This is a genomic window from Amycolatopsis sp. EV170708-02-1, from assembly GCF_022479115.1.
GTDB lineage: Bacteria > Actinomycetota > Actinomycetes > Mycobacteriales > Pseudonocardiaceae > Amycolatopsis.
On sequence record NZ_CP092497.1, the window covers coordinates 5,231,134 to 5,248,962 of the forward strand.

Annotated in this window: 15 protein-coding genes and 2 pseudogenes; 5 read left to right on the forward strand and 12 right to left on the reverse strand. The window is 68.9% G+C overall.

The window, feature by feature from the left end:
* Positions 1–3 precede the first annotated feature (3 nt).
* Positions 4–498 (reverse strand): helix-turn-helix domain containing protein, encoded by a 495-nt coding sequence (locus MJQ72_RS23735; protein WP_240593146.1) that lies wholly within the window; start codon positions 496–498, stop codon positions 4–6.
* A 215-nt stretch (positions 499–713) separates the two neighbouring features.
* On the opposite strand from MJQ72_RS23735, the gene MJQ72_RS23740 reads away from it, so the two are divergent.
* Complete coding sequence (locus tag MJQ72_RS23740) at positions 714–1,163, forward strand: DUF6294 family protein (RefSeq protein ID WP_240593147.1); 450 nt, start codon at positions 714–716, stop codon at positions 1,161–1,163.
* Between the two features lie 247 nt (positions 1,164–1,410).
* On the opposite strand, the gene MJQ72_RS23745 is transcribed toward MJQ72_RS23740, so the two are convergent.
* On the reverse strand, positions 1,411–2,997 hold the full coding sequence (locus MJQ72_RS23745; protein ID WP_240593148.1) for an alpha/beta hydrolase: 1,587 nt from the start codon (positions 2,995–2,997) through the stop codon (positions 1,411–1,413).
* A gap of 185 nt (positions 2,998–3,182) precedes the next feature.
* On the opposite strand from MJQ72_RS23745, the gene MJQ72_RS23750 reads away from it, so the two are divergent.
* Positions 3,183–3,875, forward strand: coding sequence for a DNA alkylation repair protein (locus tag MJQ72_RS23750; protein WP_240593149.1), 693 nt, complete (start codon positions 3,183–3,185; stop codon positions 3,873–3,875).
* Here MJQ72_RS23750 and MJQ72_RS23755 read toward each other — a convergent pair.
* The 7 genes and pseudogenes from MJQ72_RS23755 to infC all read right to left on the reverse strand — a co-directional run bounded on the left by MJQ72_RS23755 (position 3,856) and on the right by infC (position 13,308).
* Entirely contained in the window at positions 3,856–7,242 is a 3,387-nt protein-coding gene (locus tag MJQ72_RS23755) for a tetratricopeptide repeat protein (RefSeq protein ID WP_240593150.1), read from the reverse strand. The genes MJQ72_RS23750 and MJQ72_RS23755 overlap by 20 nt on opposite strands.
* A gap of 87 nt (positions 7,243–7,329) precedes the next feature.
* A complete protein-coding gene (gene pheT, locus MJQ72_RS23760; protein ID WP_240593151.1) occupies positions 7,330–9,897 on the reverse strand; it encodes a phenylalanine--tRNA ligase subunit beta in 2,568 nt (855 codons plus the stop codon).
* Positions 9,898–10,961: pseudogene (pheS, locus tag MJQ72_RS23765) on the reverse strand (phenylalanine--tRNA ligase subunit alpha). It lies immediately after the preceding gene.
* Positions 10,962–11,197: 236 nt separating this feature from the next.
* Positions 11,198–12,031 carry a TrmH family RNA methyltransferase gene (locus tag MJQ72_RS23770; protein ID WP_396427001.1) on the reverse strand — a complete coding sequence of 278 codons (834 nt, stop codon included), beginning with the start codon at positions 12,029–12,031 and terminating at the stop codon, positions 11,198–11,200.
* Positions 12,028–12,405: a 50S ribosomal protein L20 gene (gene rplT / locus MJQ72_RS23775; RefSeq protein ID WP_005163284.1), complete on the reverse strand. Its 378-nt coding sequence runs from the start codon at positions 12,403–12,405 to the stop codon at positions 12,028–12,030. Before rplT ends, MJQ72_RS23770 begins: the two co-directional genes overlap by 4 nt.
* Before the next feature lie 62 nt (positions 12,406–12,467).
* Positions 12,468–12,662 (reverse strand): 50S ribosomal protein L35, encoded by a 195-nt coding sequence (gene rpmI, locus MJQ72_RS23780; protein ID WP_007028043.1) that lies wholly within the window; start codon positions 12,660–12,662, stop codon positions 12,468–12,470.
* Positions 12,663–12,732: 70 nt separating this feature from the next.
* On the reverse strand, positions 12,733–13,308 hold the full coding sequence (gene infC, locus MJQ72_RS23785; RefSeq protein WP_051071860.1) for a translation initiation factor IF-3: 576 nt from the start codon (positions 13,306–13,308) through the stop codon (positions 12,733–12,735).
* A gap of 270 nt (positions 13,309–13,578) precedes the next feature.
* Here infC and MJQ72_RS23790 point away from each other — a divergent pair, with 270 nt between their 5' ends.
* From MJQ72_RS23790 to MJQ72_RS23800, 3 genes are all read left to right on the forward strand, one after another.
* The gene (locus tag MJQ72_RS23790) at positions 13,579–13,938 is read left to right on the forward strand and encodes a DUF1844 domain-containing protein (protein WP_240593153.1); all 360 of its coding nucleotides are present in this window, start codon (positions 13,579–13,581) and stop codon (positions 13,936–13,938) included.
* 113 nt (positions 13,939–14,051) lie between these two features.
* Positions 14,052–14,681: a GntR family transcriptional regulator gene (locus tag MJQ72_RS23795; protein WP_240593154.1), complete on the forward strand. Its 630-nt coding sequence runs from the start codon at positions 14,052–14,054 to the stop codon at positions 14,679–14,681.
* Positions 14,678–15,673, forward strand: a complete 996-nt coding sequence (locus MJQ72_RS23800; protein WP_240593155.1) for a 1-aminocyclopropane-1-carboxylate deaminase — start codon at positions 14,678–14,680, stop codon at positions 15,671–15,673. The genes MJQ72_RS23795 and MJQ72_RS23800 overlap by 4 nt, the downstream gene beginning before the upstream one ends.
* Positions 15,674–15,728: 55 nt before the next feature.
* Here MJQ72_RS23800 and MJQ72_RS23805 read toward each other — a convergent pair whose 3' ends face one another.
* The 3 genes and pseudogenes from MJQ72_RS23805 to MJQ72_RS23815 form a co-directional block, all read right to left on the reverse strand.
* A complete protein-coding gene (locus MJQ72_RS23805) occupies positions 15,729–16,112 on the reverse strand; it encodes a RidA family protein (RefSeq protein ID WP_034321592.1) in 384 nt (127 codons plus the stop codon).
* Positions 16,109–16,873, reverse strand: a complete 765-nt coding sequence (locus MJQ72_RS23810) for an IclR family transcriptional regulator (protein WP_072026456.1) — start codon at positions 16,871–16,873, stop codon at positions 16,109–16,111. Before MJQ72_RS23810 ends, MJQ72_RS23805 begins: the two co-directional genes overlap by 4 nt.
* Positions 16,870–17,810 (reverse strand): annotated as a pseudogene (locus MJQ72_RS23815) (sugar kinase). Before MJQ72_RS23815 ends, MJQ72_RS23810 begins: the two are co-directional and overlap by 4 nt.
* Positions 17,811–17,829 lie beyond the last annotated feature (19 nt).

Genomic DNA, 17,829 nt, shown 5'->3' on the forward strand with positions numbered 1-17,829 from the left:
GGTTCAGCCGAGTTCACCCGCCTCTCGTCTGCTCGGCGGGATCGGGAGGTACGCGCCCCGGCGCTCCGGGTCGCAGCCGACCCTGGGCAACCGGGCACGGATCCCGCCTGGTGTCCGCTCGAATCGCCGCGCGATCTCCTCGACGCTTTCCCCGGCCAGCCAACGGCTTTCCAGTTCCGCGTCCAGCTCGTCGGACCACGGCAGGCCCTGCTGCGCGGGGCGGTCCGCCGATCTTCGGCGGCCGTTCCGGCCGTTGCCCCGCCCGGCGAACGCCAGCAGCGTGTCGGAAAGGACGGTCGCCAAGGCCGGTACGGCCTCGGCGTCGATATCGAGCCTGCCTTCGGCGACAGGCTCTTCCAGCGGCCCGGCTCCGCCGACCATGACGGTCACCCAGCGGTCTTCCCCGGCCGCGCCGCCACCCTCACGGGCGGCGACCTCGATGCGATAAACGGTGTCCTGCACGCGGATCTCGGTCCGGTGCTCTTCGACGATGGTCATGCCGGGGACGCTAACGGGCGGCGCCGACAGTTTCCCGGCGCGGCGAGGGGATTCGGTGCGTGAGCGGAACTTTCATCGCGTTCGGGGGCCAGAGGGTGCCGGTCACGCACCATCGGCCACCCCTGTTGCCGCACCTAAGTGATCGTGACCGCGGGCAGCCGCCGGTTAGCTTTGCTCACAGACCGGTACGGATCGACGATTTTCGGGGAGGAAACATGAAAACCACAGGGCGTCGGATGGCGCTTTTCGTGACGATGCTGGTGCTCGCGATCGGGACCGTCTTCGCCGCACCCGCCTCGGCAGGGACGACGGGTTCCACCACCGCACAGGCCACCTGCACCGGAGCGGATTCCTGCTGGTTCACCTGGGGTCGTATCCAGGCGGGCGACTGCACGATGGACAACGCGAAGTGGACGCTCAGACGCAACGGCAGCGCTTCGTTCGAAGCGACGATCGTCAGCAGCGACAGCAACGACGCGTGGCTGATGTGGGTGAACACCTTGGACAGCAACGGTATCGTCCTCGGGCCCATCCATCACGGCGGTGACACCAAGTTCGTCAAGGGCACCGTCAAGAACGTGTGGCACTGGTGGTTCGCCGAGGGATCGTTCGACGCCGGGTTCTTCGACCGCATCCACAGCATGCGGATCACGAGCCACTGCTGAAGGGCGAGTGAGCCTCGACGGCCATGTCGCGAAAGCCACTTTCGGGACACTGGACGTCCCAGGAGTGGCTTTCGCGATTCCTTGCCTGGCAAGGAGATAAAGGCTCCCTTCGCCGCATCGGACGCGGTGAAGGGAGCCTTCATCCCACCACCGGTTCGCGAACGCGACACAAGCGTCCGACACCCAGAGCGAAGAAATGCCCCGGTCCGGAAAACCCGGACCGGGGCATCGAAACATCCCGTTCAACTCAGAAAGGCAGCGCCTGAGCCAGCGCCTCCTTCTTCACCTCGGCGACCGAAGACGGCGCGTCGGACTTGGCGGAAGCAGAAGCACCGGCCGGAACCGGCGGCGGAACCGAGCCGCACTGCACGTCCGAACCGTTGCCCGGCTTGCGCACGGGCAGCTTTCCGGTCAGCAGGTAGTCCGCGATCTTGTCGTCCACACAGGACACACCGGACAGCGAGCCCGAGTGCGTCGTGCCGCCCGGAGCGCTGATCAGGCTGGAGTTCGGGTAGCGCTTGCGGACCTCGAGGCTGCCGGGATACGGCGTCGCGGCGTCGTTCTCCTCGTTGACCAGCAGGATGCCGGGGACCTTGCTCCCGTCGATCTCCACCGGCTTGCCCGGCTTCGCGGGCCAGTCGAGGCACGGCGCGTTGAACCAGGCGTTGCCCCAGGTCTCGAACGGCGCCCGGAAATGCGTGACCCAGTTGTCGAACTTCCAGCGGGGCCAGCTCTGCGGCCACGCCACGTCGGTGCACTGCACGGCCGCGTAGACCGCGTAACCGTTGTCCTGGCCCGGCGGGTTGGAGTCGTCGTACAGGCCCTTCAAGGTCTGCCAGTCACCCTTGTGCACCCAGCCGGCGAACGCGTTCGCGATGTCTTCCCAGCCGAAGACGTAGTAGCCGGCCTGCAGGAAGATGTCCGTCCACTCGGATCCGCCGATGACGCCGCCCGCGGGCTTGTCGTACAGCTTCTTCTGCTCGGCGTACCACAGCTTTTCGACCGCGGCCGCGGTCTTGCCGAGGTGGTAGAGGTCGTCGTACTTCGCGAGCCAGCCGAAGTAGATCTTGATGTTCTTGTCGAAGGCGATGTCCTGGTTCAGGTTCGCCTTGTACCAGACGTCGCGGGGGTCGACGGTGCCGTCGAACACCATCCGCCGCACGTTCTGCGGGAACAGCGTGCTGTAGACCTGCCCGAGGTAGGTGCCGTACGAGAAGCCGTAGTAGTTGATCTGCTTCTCGCCCAGCGCCTTGCGCAGGCTGTCGACGTCCTTCGCCACATCGACGGTCTTGATGTGGTCGAGGATCGCGCCGTTCTTGGCGCACGCCTTCGCGTAGCCCTTCGCCTTCTCACGCCACGCCGTCTCGATGGCGCGCGTGGTCGGCACGTACTGCGGGCGGTTGTAGGAGGCGTAGTTTCCGTCGCAGGTCAGCGACGGCTTGCTCTCCCCCACGCCGCGCGGGTCGAAGCCGATCCAGTCGTACTCCTCACCCGCCTTCTTAGGGACGGCCCGGCCGAGCGTCGACAGGCCGAGGCCCGAACCGCCGGGGCCACCCGGGTTGACCAGCATGACGCCCTGCGACTGGGCGGACTTGTGCTTCACCCGCGAGACGGCGATCGAGATCTTCTCCCCGCCCGGCTTCGCGTAATCCAGCGGGACCTCGAGGAAACCGCATTCCGCGCCGGCCTTGACCAGGCTCGGGCGGGTACAGGCTCCCCAGGAGATGGGCTTCGGATCGAAGTCCGACGCCGAGGCGGCCGTGGCGGAGGGAGCGAACGCCATGGTGCCGACGCCGATCCCCGCGACCGCCAGGGCGGCAACGAATTTCTTCACTGTGTTCCTTTTCGTCCGCGTTCGACCCGGTCGGGCCGAAGCTACCGAGAACCGGCTTCAATCTCGCTGACCGACACGTTGACCGCCATCCCTCTTTAGTCGGTATCCGATCCTCGATCCGGGCATATCAGTCTTGTCGGTCCCCTGTCGTACGCTCGCGGCGCCCACTGGGGAAAGGAGAACGCATGGATGAGGTGAAAAGCCTGGTTTCGGCGGTTCGCAACGGTTTGGCCGCGCTGGCCGATCCGGGGAAAGCACCGTCGATGCGGGCGTACATGAAGTCGGAAATGCCGTTCCTCGGTGTGGCGTCCCCGCCTCGGACGGCCTTGCTGAAGCAGGTCTACGCCGAAAATCCGCTACCCGATCGTGTGAGCTTTTCGACGGCAGTTCTCACGTTGTGGCGGGAGGCCGAGTTCCGGGAAGAGCGCTATGCGGCGATCGCCCTTTCCGGGCATCGCGCGTACGCCCGTTGGCAGGACGGCGAGCTGCTCGGCCTGTACGAGGAGATGATCGTGACGGGCGCGTGGTGGGACTACGTGGACGAAGTCGCCATCCGCCGGGTCGGGCCGATCCTCCGCGCGGAGCCGGAGGCGGTGACCACGCTGATGCTCACTTGGGCCTACGACGAGGACAGGTGGCGTCGCCGCACCGCGGTCATCTGCCAGATCGGCGCCAAGGGCGGAACGGACACCGACCTGCTCACCCGTGCCGTCGAGGCGAATATCGACGACAAGGACTTCTTCCTGCGCAAGGGAATCGGCTGGGCCCTGCGCGAGTACGCGAAGACCGAGCCGGACTGGGTGCGCGCGTTCGTCACCGCGCATCCGGCACTGTCCACACTGTCCAGGAGGGAGGCGCTCAAGCACCTGGGAGAGTGAGCACCGGCCTGGGGACGAGGGCGATGAGTTCCTCGATCACTCCGCCGAGTTCGGGCAAGAGCACTCGTAGCTCCTTGAGATCGCGAAGCAGCTCCAAGCGCGTCTCCTGTGGCGGGCCCTTCTCGAGCAGGGCCTTGAGATCACGGGTCATCTCGTCCGCACGTCCGAGGACGAGAAGATAGAAGAGCGGCTGGAGCTGGACGTCCCAGTCGAAGGCGCCGGTCGAGATCCGGTCGGTGGCCTTGTCGAGGCCTTCGTTCAGCGCCTGGTGGGCTTCTTCCGTCTTCCCGGCCTTCAGCCAGACGAGGGTGAGGAGGTTGTGCGCCCAGCCGAATTCCGGCGCGAGCGGGGCCAGGAGCGTCTCCGCCTCGTCGATCTCCCCCGCGAACAGCAGGGCCTCCCCGAGGCTCTCGCGATACTCGGAGTCCCCGGGATCCGAGGCGACCAGTTCGCGCAGCTCGCGGATGGCCTCCTCGTATTCGCCTGCCCGGCAGCGGATGTCCGCACGCAGGGCGCGAGCCCTCTCGTCGTGCCCTGCTTCCAGCGCGCTTTCCGTGTCGGACAAGGCGCCTTCCAGGTCACCGAAGAGGAAGCGATGGCGGGCGCGCCGGTACAAGGCGTACCCACCGTCCTGGCCAAGGCGAACCCCTTCGTCGAGTGCCGCCCTGGCGTCGTCGTGCCGGTCGAGGTCTCTGAGGATGTCGCCGCGGGTGATGTGGAAGAAGGCCATCTCCGGAGTCGCCGAGAGGGCGACGTCGATGTCGGCGAGGGCCGCCTGGAAATCGCCGGAGCGCTGGTGGGCCAGAGCACGCCAGCTGTGTGCCCACTCGTTGCCGGGGTCGAGTTCGATCGCGCGGCTCAACGAGCTCATCGCGGCGCTGTTCTCGTTGAGCCTGCTGAGCACCGCCCCTCGCTGCAGATGGTTCTCGGCGTCGTCGGGAGCCAGCTCGATGGCTCGGTCGAAGTCGGCGAGTGCCGTTCGGTACTCGTCCAGATTGTGGTGCGCCTGGCCGCGCATGTAGTAAGCCCATTCGTAGTCCGGGTCGATCCGCAGCGCGGCGGTGAAACCGTCGACGGCGAGCCGGTTCCGTTCACCGCGGTGGTGGAAAGCGGCCCGGATCGCGTGCGCCCTGGCGCTGCCGGGGTCCGCCGCGACGACCGCGTCGAAGGCCGCCGACGCGGCGTCCCCGTCTTCTGCCCGCTCCAGGAACAACGCCAGCTCGGTCAGGTAGTAGACGTCCTTGGGGCGCAGGTCGACGGCAGCGCGGTGACCGGCGAGCGCTTCGTCGTCGTCTCCCAGCTCGGCGAACAGCGTGGCCCGGTAGTGGACAGCCCAGGCGTAGTCGGGGTCGAGCCGGATCGCGATGTCGATCTCGTCGATCGCCTTCCGGATATCGCCGCGTTTGAAGTGCACCTCGCTCCGGATGGCGTACGCCCACGTGTGGTCGGGCTGCAGCCGGACGGCCTCGTCGAGGTCCGCCATCGCTCCGTCGAGATCGCCGAGCTCGGCGCGGGCGGAACCGCGTCCACGCCACGAATAGGCGTACCCGGGGTCGAGTTCGATCGCCCGGTTCAGATCCGGCAACGCCCGTTCCCAGTCACCCTCGTTGCGGAACAGGTTGCCCCGATCGCTCCACGTGTAGGGGTCAGCGGGGTTCAGATCGAGCGCCCGGTCGAAGTCCCGTGTCGCCGCCTCGATGTCCTCTTGGCCTTCGTAGGCCCAGGCACGCCGCCGGATCACCGTCGAAAGCCGTGGGGCGTCGAGCTCACCGGCGCCGGCGAGCAGGTCGAGCACCGGGATCTCCCGCGGGCCGTCGCCGCCGCCGATCGCGGCGGTCAGCCGTTGGCCCCAGCCCAGCACCGAGGGCGCGTCCGCGTCGATTCCCGCCTGCTCCATCATGCGCGCCCAAGCCCGGGCGGGAGCGGTGCCGGTGGTGATCATCTCGGCCGCGCCGAGCAGCGCGTCCGGCAGCGCGTCGGCCGGGGCACCACAGAGCCGGTGATAGGTCTGTTCGAGCTTCCTCTTCTGCCAGCGCTCGTCGCTCCAGGCGTCGCGATGGCGGCTCAGGCCGAGTTCGGCGCAGCGGCCTTCGTAGTACTCGCTGAGCCGAAGGTGACGTTCGGCGAACTCGGCGGGCGAGCGACCGCGTTCCAGCCGTACCATCGGGCCGCGCACCACCGGGTGGTAGCGCACCGGAAGCTCGCGGCGCCCGACGAACGGCAGTTCCCGCAGCCAGCGGAAGGTCTCCCCCGCGGTCTCCTTCCCGGTCAGCACGCCGATGACGTCCTCATCGAGGAAACGGGGCAGCGACGCCGTGGCGGCGATGTCCTTCCTGGCCTTTTCGGGGACCCAGTGCAGGAACCGTTTGACCGCGTCGTCGCTGGGATCGCCGACGGCGTCGGCACCGACGGGGTTCCCGCGGGCCAGCATCGCGACCAGGACGGGCAGGCCGTCGGTCAGCCGCAGCACGATCTCGATGACCTGTTCGTCGGTGATCCCGTGTTCGGCGAGCAGGCGCCGTGCCTCCGGCTCGGTGAAGGGCCGGAGTTCGATCTCACGCACGAGCGGGGCGTGCCGGTTCCAGTTCGCCTCGTCCAGCGGGAACTGGCCCGCGACGGTGAACACCAGGTTCTGCGGCAGATCGCCGTACAGTCCGGCGAGCAGGTCGAGCAGCCACGTCTCCAGCACCGGCGCGGTGCGCTCGAAGGTGTCGAAGAACAGTGCGATCTGCCTGTTCTCCGGAATACGCCAGAGATCTTCGACGAACGGTTTGGTGAGCTCCTCGGCCGGTTCGAGGAGCAGCTGGACATCGGCCTTCCGCTTGAACTTCGCCGCGAGGTAGATCTGAAGCTGCTCCAGCTGTTTCGCCGTCGCGTCCGCGTCGATCGCGTCGGCGGCGATGCTTCCGCCGGGGAGTGTCTTCGCGACGCCGAGCCCGGCCTTGACCACGGTCTTCGTCACCAGTTCGCGCCCGGCGGCCGGAGCCTGCGGGTCGCTGTGCAGCCGTTCCCTCGCCTTGAGATACGACTCGTAGCGCTTCTCGAAGCGGCGCATCTCGTACCCGCCGCGGGCGAGGTCCTTCGCCAGTTTGACCAGTGTCGCGGGCAGATCCTGCTGCCGGTCGTCCGCGAACCCGACGGCGGCGCGGGCTTCCTCTGCGATACCGCGAAGCTGCTCGAGGAGGAAGGACTTGCCGACCCCGGCGAGACCGTGGACCGAGTACAGGTACCGGCGGCGCCGGTCAGCTCCGGACAACCCCAGGTTGTCCCGGAAGTCCTCGCGTTCCCCGACCCTGCCGACGAAACCGTCGCTCAGCCGCGCACGGGCGATGTCTTGGATACTGGACCGACCGTCTGGACGTGACACAAGTCCTCACTTTGCCACACCTGAAGCGCGTGAAGGCCCCCTTCCCTCGGCTGAGCCGAGGGAAGGGGGCCTTCACGGGGCTACAGGTCAGGCGCGCAGGCTCGCGCCGAAACGTTCGCCGGCGACCGCGACGGCGGCGTCGCGCGCCTTGGTGGCCTCGTCGACGGTCAGCGTGCGGTCCTCGGCACGGAACCGCAGCTTGTACGCCATCGAACGCTTGCCCTCGCCCACCTGCTCGCCCTGGTAGGAGTCGAACAGCGTGATGTCCTCGAGCAGTTCGCCCGCGCCTTCGCGCAGCGCCTCCGCCAGGTCGGCCGACGGGACGCTCGCCTCGGCGACGAGGGCGACGTCGAGCAGCACCGGCGGGTACGCCGAGATCCGCGGAGCCGGACGGCCGTCCGGGATCGGGATCGCGTCCAGGTCGAGTTCCATCGCGACGGTGCGCGGCGGCAGCCCGAGCGCCTCGACGACCTTCGGGTGCAGCTCACCGGCGTAACCGACGGGCCACTGCCCCACCCGCAGCTGCGCGCAGCGGCCGGGGTGCCACGGCGGCTGGTCGGCGGCGGCCGTGGTCAGCTCGACACCGGAGGCCTGCGCCACCAGCCGGGCGGCCTGCACCGCGTCGGCCCAGTTCGCCTGCTCACCCTCGCCCCACCAGCCGGCGCGAGCGCGCTGGCCCGCGAGCACGACGGCGACGTGCAGCGGCTGCGGCGGCACGGCCGCCTCCAGCACCGCGAGCTCCTCGTCGGTCGGGCGCCGGTCGACGCCGAGCGAAGGCATCGGGATCGGGTTCGGCCCGGGCAGCACGACCTGTCCGATGTGGAACAGCGAGACATCCTTGAAACCACGGGAAATGTTGCGCTGCAGCGTCTCCAGCAGCCCCGGCAGCAAGGTGCTCGCCATCCGGTCCTTGTCCGCTTCGAGCGGGTTGCGGACCTGGACGGTGCTGCGGCGGACGTCGTCCTCGGGCAGCCCGAACGAGTCCCAGACCGTGTCCGAGATGAACGGGAAGGGCAGCACCTCGACGTAGCCGTTCTCCGCCAGCGCACGCGCGACCGAACGTCGGCGGCGCTGCGTGTCGGTGAGACCTCGGCCGGCCGGGGCGTCGGGCAGCACCGACGGGATGCTGTCGTAGCCCTCCAGCCGGAGCACCTCCTCGACCAGGTCGGCGGGCTGCACGAGGTCGCCACGCCAGCTCGGCGGGACCGCGGTCACCAGTGCGGTGCCGTCCTCCGACGTGCCCACGTTGACCTTGCACCCGATCTGCGAGAGCCGTTTGACCGTGACACCGCGCTCGTAGCGCACTCCGGCGACCTGGTCGGGGAGGCTGATCGGCATGGTGACCGGCGGGTTCGGCTCGACGCCGCCCTCGTCGGTGCGGCCGGGCAGGATCGAGCCCTCGCCGTACTGACGCAGCAGGCGCGCGGCGAATTCGACGGCCACCGCGCACAGCTGCGGATCGGTGTAGCGCTCGAACCGTTTGGCCGCCTCGGAGAACAGCTTGTGACGGCGGGCCGTCCGGCTGATCGACGACGGATCCCAGTGCGCCGCTTCGAGCAGCACGTCGGTGCTCTCCGGCGTGATCTCGGTCGACGCGCCGCCCATCGTGCCCGCCAGCGAGATGACCCCGCTGTCGTCGGCTATCACCACGTCGTCCGTGTCGAGGGTGCGCTCGACATCGTCCAAAGTGGTCAGTTTCTCGCCCGGCTTCGCCTTGCGCACCACCAGATCGCCCTTGACCGAACCGGTCGCGAACGCGTGCAGCGGATGCCCGAGTTCGAGCATGACGTAGTTGGTCACGTCGACGGCGAGGGAGATCGACCGGATCCCGGCGAGCATCAGGCGGCGGCGCATCCACCACGGCGTCGGCGCGGTGGCGTCGAGGTTCTTGACCCGGCGCAGCACGAACCGCTTGCAGCCCTCGGTGTCTTCGAGGTGCACCGGCCAGACGTCGCTCTCGGCCTCCGGGACCTCGATGGACGCCGGATCGCCGAACGGGACGTCGAGCGCGTTGGACAGCTCGCGGGCCAGGCCGCGGACCGACAGCGTGTACCCGCGGTCCGGGGTCGGCGTCACCTCGAGGACGGTGTCTTCGAGGCTGAGCAGCTTGTTCGCGTCTTCGCCCGGGCTGGCCGTGCTCGGCGGCAGCACGAGGATGCCGGAGTGGTCGTCGCCGATGCCGAGTTCGCTCGCGGAGCAGATCATGCCGTCGCTGAGGCGGCCGTAGGTCTTGCGCGAGCCGATCTCGAAACCGCCGGGCAGCACGGTGCCGGGCAGCGCGACGACGACCAGGTCGCCCTCGGCGAAGTTCGTGGCACCGCAGATGATCCCGCGGGTCTTGATCCCCGTGGGGCCTTCGTCCTCGAAGGGGCCCTCGTCGTCGTCCTCGTCTTCGTCGAGGTTCTCGTCGGGCTTGTCGGTGTCGTCATCGGATTCGCCGACGTCGACCCGGCAGAACCGGACCGGCTTCTTGAACTCGGTGAGCTCCTCGATCTCGGCGACGCGGCCGACCACGAGCGGGCCGGTGACCGGTTCGAGTTCCCGGACGTCGTCGACCTCGATGCCGATGCGCACGAAGGCATCGGCCAGATCCTGGGCCGTGACCTCCTCGTCGACGTCGAGGTGTTCGATCAGCCAGCTGGCTGGGACCTTCACTCAGGCCTCCGTTCCGAAGGGCAGGGTGAACCTGATGTCGCCCTCCACCATGTCGCGCATGTCCGGAATCCCATTGCGGAACTGCAGGGTGCGCTCGATACCCATACCGAAGGCGAAGCCCGAGTAGACCTCGGGGTCGACGCCGCAGGCACGCAAGACGTTGGGGTTGACCATGCCGCAGCCGCCCCATTCGACCCAGCCGGGGCCGCCCTTCTTCTCCTCGAACCAGACGTCGACCTCGGCCGACGGCTCGGTGAACGGGAAGAAGTGCGGGCGCAGCCGGGTCTTCGAGGTCCCGCCGAACATCGCGCGGGCGAAGGCATCGAGGGTGCCCTTGAGGTGCGCCATCGTCAGGCCCTTGTCCACCGCGAGCCCTTCGACCTGCGAGAACACCGGGGTGTGCGTGGCGTCGAGCTCGTCGGTCCGGTAGGTGCGGCCGGGGCAGACGACGTAGACGGGCAGGTCACGGTGCAGCAGCGTGCGGGCCTGCACCGGCGAGGTGTGCGTCCGCAGCACCAGGCCGGAGTCCTCCTCGCCGAGGTAGAACGTGTCCTGCAGCTGGCGCGCGGGGTGGTCCTTGCCGAAGTTCAGCGCGTCGAAGTTGAACCACTCGGCTTCGAGCTCCGGGCCTTCGGCGATTTCGTAGCCCATCGCGATGAACGCGTCGGCGATCCGATCCGACAGGGTCGCGATCGGGTGCCGGGCGCCGCGAGGCACGCGGTCCCACGGCAGCGTGACGTCGACGGCCTCCTCGCGGAGCACCCTCTCGTCACGTTCCGCCTGCAGCACCGCGCGGCGGGCGTCGAACGCGGACTGGATGCCCTGGCGCGCTTCGTTGACCCGCTTGCCGGCCTCGGCCTTCTCCTGCTTCGGCAGGGCGCCGATCTCGCGGCGGGCGAGCAGCAGCGGAGACTGGTCCCCGAGGTGGGCGGGCTTGACCGCGGCCAGCGCGTCGAGATCCGCCGCGGCCGCGAAATCCGTCTCGGCCTGTTTGACGGCGGCCGTCAACGTTTCCGGCGCGAGCGCCCCGCCTGGGGGTCCTGCTTGTCGTTGGCTTCGGACATAACTCCTCGGCGTCCGCTGGGACTGGTCCGGTGCACGCGAGCGCACACATGGGTTTAGCAGCTGCTGAATTCTATGGGACAGCGAACGGCGGCCCCCGATCACCCTCGGGCTGGGCACACCGTCACTCGGGAGTGCGAAAAACGCGCTCTACGCCGTAAACAAGGTGCTGGAACGAACACTGCGTTCCATGAGAGCTCCCTTGGTGTCGTGCTGCGACGGCGTGATGACCGAGACTCTACGTGGTCGCGGCGCGCGAAGCCATCGCATTCGTGTACACGCAGATCGCCGCGGCGGTCGCGAGGTTCAGGCTCTCCGCCCGGCCGTACATCGGGATCTTGACCGCGAGGTCGACCGTCTCCAGGACCGTCCGCGCCAAGCCGTGCGCCTCGTTGCCGAAGACCCACGCGGTCGGCTCGTCGAAGGTCACCTGATCGAGTTCGGTGTCGGCGTAACCGTGCGCGCCGAGTGTGCGGAGTCCGGCGGCGGAGCAGGCCTTCAGTGCCGCGTCGACGTCCCGGATCCGGGTGATGGCGGGGTGGAACAGGCTGCCCGCGGCCGCGCGGACGCATTTGCCGTTGTGCGGGTCGACGCTGTCCCCGGCGAGGACGACCGCGTCGGCGCCGGCGGCGTCCGCGACCCGGATCACGGTTCCCGCGTTGCCGGGGTCGGCGACGTCGACGAGGACGACGACCAGCTTCGCGCCCGGTTTCAGGACGGTCTCTTGTGGACGGTCGACGAGCGCGCAGACCGCGACGATGCCTTGCGGCGTCACGGTCTCGGACAGCCCGTCGGCGGCGCGGTCGGTGATCGGCGAGACGGGGACGCCCGAGTCACGCGCGACGGTGAGCAGCCGCTCGTGCTGCGCGGCGGCGCGCTCGGTCACGAACAGCTCGTACACCTTGCCGCCGTCTTGGAGAGCGGCCTCGACGGCGTTCGCGCCCTCGGCGAGGAACCGGCCGGTCTTCTCACGCTCGGCCCGGCGGGTGAGCTTGCGCGCAGCAACAACCCGGGGCGTCCGTTCGGTGAACGGAGCCGCCCCGGGTTGCGGAAGAGCGCTGTCGCCGGTCAGGCCGACTTCTTCTCTTCGGTGTTCACGTTCGCCTTGGCCAGCTCGGCCAGCGCGGTGAACGCGGCGGCGTCGTTGACGGCGAGGTCCGCGAGGATCTTGCGGTCGACCTCGACACCCGCGGCCTTGAGGCCCTGGATGAACCGGTTGTAGGTCACGCCGTTGGCGCGGGCCGCGGCGTTGATGCGGGTGATCCACAGCTGGCGGAAGTCACCCTTGCGGGCACGACGGTCCCGGTAGGCGTAGTTCAGCGAGTGAAGCGTCTGCTCCTTCGCCTTGCGGTACAGCCGCGAACGCTGGCCACGGTAGCCGCTGGCGAGTTCGAGAGTCGCGCGACGCTTCTTCTGGGCGTTGACCGCCCTCTTGACGCGTGCCACTGGTCCATCCTGTCGATCTGGGGGCGCGGCGGGCGCGCCCGGGGTTTACATGAGCAAGGGTGTCAGCGGCCGAGAAGGCGCTTGACGCGGCCGACGTCGTTCTTGGCGATCTCGGTCGTGCCTTCGAGGCGACGGGTGAGCCTGTTGGACTTCTTCTCCATCAGGTGGCGACGGCCGGCCTTCTGGCGGCGCAGCTTGCCCGAGCCCGTGACGCGGACACGCTTGGACGTCCCGCTGTGCGTCTTCATCTTCGGCATTACGTTGTCCTCTTTCGTGCGGCGGCACACCGGTGTTCCCCGGTGTGCCGCTGACATGTGCTGGTCGGCGCTACGCGTCGGCGGGCGGCTCGGACGACTCGTCCTTGGCTGCCTTCGCGGCCTTCTGCGGCTTCACGTTCTTGTGCGGAGCCAACACCATGATCATGTTGCGACCGTCCTGCTTCGGCGACGACTCGACGAACCCGAGCTCGGTCACCTCGTCGGCGAGCTTCTGCAGCAGCCGGAAACCGAGTTCCGGCCGGGACTGCTCGCGACCGCGGAACATGATCGTGACCTTGACCTTGTTGCCTGCCGCCAGGAAGCGCGACACGTGACCCTTCTTGGTCTCGTAGTCGTGCTGATCGATCTTCGGCCGCAGCTTCTGCTCTTTGATGACGGTGAGCTGCTGGTTGCGGCGGGACTCGCGGGCCTTCTGCGCGCTCTCGTACTTGAACTTGCCGAAGTCCATGAGCTTGCATACGGGCGGGCGTGCCTGCGGAGCGACCTCGACGAGATCGAGATCGTTCTCCTGTGCCAGCCGCAGCGCATCTTCGATCCGGACGATGCCGACCTGTTCACCGGCCGGCCCGACGAGGCGGACCTCCGGAACCCGGATTCGGTCGTTGATGCGTGTCTCGGAGCTGATGGGGCCTCCTTGGTCCGAGGTAAATTCTTCTACCGTTTCGACCTGGTGCCCACATGCCGAAGGCCCCGGTACCGTGAGGTACGCGAGGCCCACTCATTCCGATCGCGTTCAGTCTCCAGAACCGAACGCACCGCCTCCGACGCCCGAAATCGTCTTCGGCGAGACCGGACCCGGACACCTGATGTTGCGGCGGTGACACGGGTGGGAGCGGGGCTCCACTTGCCGCCCCCGATCACTCGGGGGCTGGTCGCTCGTGGAAGGGTACCAGACGTGTCAGATGAACCCGTTCAGCAGCCCCCGTATTCCCCGGACGTCCGCGACCTGGAGGACATCCCGAGCGTCGAGGTGATCAGCAGGGCGGCCGTCATGCTGCTCTCCGCCGGCGCCGAACGCCTCGGTCTCGCGGACGAGGACCCGGCCAGCTCACCGCACCGCGACCTCGACGAGGCCCGCCGCCTGATCACCGCCCTCGCCGGGCTGGTCACCGCTTCGGCAGAGTACCTCGGCCTGCACGCCGGCCCGTTGCGCGAGGGCCTGCAGTCGCTGCAGAAAGCGTTCCGCGAGGCTTCGGCCGTGCCGGACGCGCCCGGGCAGGGCCCGGGCGAGAAGTACACGGGACCGGTCTACTAGCCCTCCGAAGTACATGAAGGCCCCCTTCCTTGCGTCCAGGCACAGGAAGGGGGCCTTCATGTACTTCCACTTCGCCGTCGACTAACATTTCAGATGTGAGTGGGTTAGCGAAGGTGCCGAGGTCCCTCCTCAGGGACGAGGCCTACGAGAACATCCGGCGGGCGATCATCGACGGGACGCTGCCGCCGGGCACGAACCTGCGCGACGGTGATCTCGCCGAGCAGCTGGGGCTTTCCCGGGCGCCGGTGCGCCAAGCGTTGCTGCGGCTCATCGAGGACGGCCTCGTCGAGTCCAAGCCACAGAGCTACACGCGTGTGGCGGGTTTCGTCCCCGACGACGTCCGTGACGCCTTGCAGCTCGTGCGCGCACTGCACGAGTTCGCGGTCCGGGCGGGCGCGCCGCGGATGGGGCCGGCGGAGGTCGCCGCGATGCGGGCGGCCAACACGCGGTTCGCCGACGCGATCGCCGCCGGGGACATCGCGGCCGCGATCGCCGCCGACGACGAACTCCACGACGTCCCGGTGGCCGCCGCGCGCAACCGGGCGGTCGCCGCGACCCTGGCCCGCTACACCGCGCTGTTGCGCCGTCTCGAATACGCCCGCTTCGGCTCCCTGCCCGCCCACCGGTCGGTCCAGCGCCACGCGGAGCTGGCCGACGCCATCGAAGCGGGCGACGTCGACGCGGCCTGCGCGATCACCGCCACGATCTGGACCGAACTCGAAGACCTTCTGGAGACGCCATGACCCTCGCCGACTTCCCCCGCTACCCGCTGCTCTTCGGCCCCTCCCCCGTCCACCCGCTCGAACGGCTCACCGCCCACCTCGGCGGCGCGAAGGTCTGGGCGAAACGCGAGGACGTCAACTCCGGGATCGCGTTCGGCGGCAACAAGACCCGGAAGCTCGAATACCTGGTCGCCGACGCGCTGGCCCAGGGCGCGGACACGCTGATCTCGATCGGCGGCGTGCAGTCGAACCACACCCGCCAGGTCGCCGCGGCCGCCGCGCGGGCCGGGCTCAAGGCCGTGCTGGTGCAGGAGAGCTGGGTCGACTGGAACGACCCGATGTACGACAAGGTCGGCAACATCCAGCTTTCGCGCATCCTCGGCGCGGACATCCGGATGGTCGAGGCCGGATTCGGCGTCGGCTTCAAGGAGAGCTGGGAGAACGCCGTCAAGGAGATCGAAGCCGGCGGCGGGAAGCCGTACGCGATCCCGGCGGGCGGCTCGGACCACCGCCTCGGCGGGCTCGGTTTCGCGAACTGGATGGTCGAGCTCGAAGCGCAGGAGGCGGAGCTCGGCGTCTTCTTCGACACGGTGATCGTCTGCTCGGTCACCGGCAGCACGCAGGCGGGAATGGTCGCCGGGGCCGCGCTTTCCGGGAAGCCGCGCCGGATCCTCGGGATCGACGGCTCGGCGAAACCGGCGGAGACGCGTGACCAGATCACCCGCATCGCGCGGGCGACCGCGGAGCTGATCGGCGCGGGCGAGATCGGCGACGTCGAACTGGACGAGCGCTACCACGCCGGGATCTACGGCATCCCGGACGAGTCCACCTTGGACGCGATCCGGACGCTGGCGCGGCTGGAGGGAGTGCTGACCGACCCGGTGTACGAGGGCAAGTCCATGGCGGGGCTGATCGACCTCGTTTCCCGCGGCGAGATCTCGCGGGATTCGAACGTGCTCTTCGCGCATCTGGGCGGGCAGCCCGCGCTGAACGGGTACACGAGCGTGCTGTGACCTCGTGAGTGGCAAGGACGGTTAGAACCGTCCTTGCCACTCACGAGGCGCGCGGTCAGTCCGTGACGGCCAGGACGTCGATCTCCACCAGCAGGCCGGCGGGCAGGCCGACGTAAACGGTAGTGCGGGCCGGGTGCGGCGCCTCGCCGATCAGCTTGTTGTAGACCTCGTTGAACGCGCCGAAGTGGTCGACGTCGGTCAGGTAGACGCGCACCATCATCGCGTCGGCCAGGCTCGAACCGGCGGCCTCGAGCACCGCTTCGATGTTCTTGAAGGTCTGCTCGGTCTGCTCGCCGACGGTCTCGCCGACGATGGCGCCGGTGGCCGGGTCGAAGGCGACCTGGCCGGCCACCTGCAGGATGTTGCCCTTGCGGACCGCCTGCGAGAACGCGGCCACCGGCTTCGGCGCGTTCTCCGTGCTGATCGCGGTCTTGCTCATTCCAACTTCCCCTTTCGGTTCCCCGTCCATCCACTGTGGACGGAAGCTTCTTCGGTGGCGGCGATCAGCTCCGGCACGAGCGCCATCAGGCCGTCGTAGTCGAGCAGCACCTTCGGCACCGACACCGACGCGGCGGCGAGCACCACGCCGCCCGGGCCGCGGACGGGCGCGGCGACGCAGTGGATGAAGTCCTCGTGTTCGGCGTTGTCCACCGCGTAGCCGCGGTCGGCGACGAGCGCGAGCTCCTTCTCATAGGCCTCGGGTGTAGTGATCGTGTTCGGCGTGCGGACGAAGAAGTCGATCCTCGACACCACGTCCGCCTGCTTCTCCGGTGTCATCGCGGCGACCAGCACCTTGCCGACGGCGGTGCAGTGCAGCGGCGCGCGTTTCCCGATACGGGAGTACATCCGCACCGAATGCCTGCCCTCGAACTTGTCGATGTAGACGACCTCCCCGTCCTCATAGGACGCGAGGTGCACGGTGTGCCCGGTACGCGCGTTGAGCCCGGCGAGCGCGGATTGCGCGGTGCGGCGGACGTCGCGGTCCTCCAGCGCCTGCTGGGCGAGGTCGAAGAGGGCACTGCCCAGCCGGTAGTACCGCTGCCCTTCCCTGCGCACGAAGTGGTGTGCCTCCAGGGTGCGCAGCAGGCGCAGCACGGTCGACTTGTGCACGCCGATCTCCTCGGCGAGCTGGTCGAGCGTCTTCGGCTCGCGGGCGAGCCCGCCCAGCAGCGTGAGCGCCCTGTCCAGGCTCTGGCTCATCCGCCCACCACTCCCTTGTCCGTCAGCTTGGCCGCCGCCCATGCTGCCTCATCCGCTCCAAGAAGCGCTTCGACGACCGACGCGGGCAGCGGCGTGCCCACGTCGTCGTGGGTCAGCAGGGTGGCCACGGCCTGCAGATGACCGCGGCGCAGCCGCGTCGCGGGGTCGTCGCCGCGCAGGGTCGCGGCGAGGAATCCGGCCGCGAAGGCGTCGCCGGCGCCGACCGGCTCCACGACGTCCACCTGGAGCGCGGGCGAGAACAGCGGTGCCTCGTCGCCTTCGACCAGGGTCACCCCGCGTGCTCCATGCTTGACGACCAGCGTCTTCGGCCCTGGCACCGCGGCGCGCAGCCGTACCGGGTCACCGGTCCCCACACCCGCTCGGCCTCGTCCTCGCCCGCCAGCACGATGTCGGCGCGGGCGGCCAGCCCGGCCAGCACCGACGGGTCACGCCCGGCCCAGAGCGCGGGCCGGAAGTTCACGTCGAACGACACCAGCGTGTCGCCACGCGGTCGTTCCATCAGTGCCCGCACCAGGTCCAGGCAGCCGTCCGACAGCGCGGGCGTGATCCCGGACAGGTGGATCACCCGGACACCGTCGAGGTCGAGTTTCCCCAGCAATCCCGCGTCCATTCCGGACGCGGCGGAGCCCTTGCGGTAGTAGCGGACGGGGCTGCCGTCCGCGCCGCTCTCCTTGATGTAGAGCCCGGTCGGACGCGTCGGATCGACCACGACCGCGCTGACGTCCACCCCCGCCTCGCCGATCTCGCGCACCAGCGCGCGGCCGAACGGATCGTCGCCGACGGCACTCACCCACGCGCTGGTGAAACCCAGCGCGGGGAGATGGCAGGCGACGTTCGATTCGGCCCCTCCGATGCTTCGCACCCACTTACGTACCTCGTCGGGCGGCCCGGATTCGGCCGGCACGAACAAGGCCATCGACTCCCCGATGCACAAA

What these genes read in the sequence shown, in the direction of transcription:
- MJQ72_RS23735 (WP_240593146.1), bottom strand. Translation starts at nt 498, where the DNA reads ATGACCATCGTCGAAGAGCACCGGACCGAGATCCGCGTGCAGGACACC.
- MJQ72_RS23740 (WP_240593147.1), top strand. Translation starts at nt 714, where the DNA reads ATGAAAACCACAGGGCGTCGGATGGCGCTTTTCGTGACGATGCTGGTG.
- MJQ72_RS23750 (WP_240593149.1), top strand. Translation starts at nt 3,183, where the DNA reads ATGGATGAGGTGAAAAGCCTGGTTTCGGCGGTTCGCAACGGTTTGGCC.
- rpmI (WP_007028043.1), bottom strand. Translation starts at nt 12,662, where the DNA reads ATGCCGAAGATGAAGACGCACAGCGGGACGTCCAAGCGTGTCCGCGTC.
- MJQ72_RS23800 (WP_240593155.1), top strand. Translation starts at nt 14,678, where the DNA reads ATGACCCTCGCCGACTTCCCCCGCTACCCGCTGCTCTTCGGCCCCTCC.
- MJQ72_RS23805 (WP_034321592.1), bottom strand. Translation starts at nt 16,112, where the DNA reads ATGAGCAAGACCGCGATCAGCACGGAGAACGCGCCGAAGCCGGTGGCC.
- MJQ72_RS23810 (WP_072026456.1), bottom strand. Translation starts at nt 16,873, where the DNA reads ATGAGCCAGAGCCTGGACAGGGCGCTCACGCTGCTGGGCGGGCTCGCC.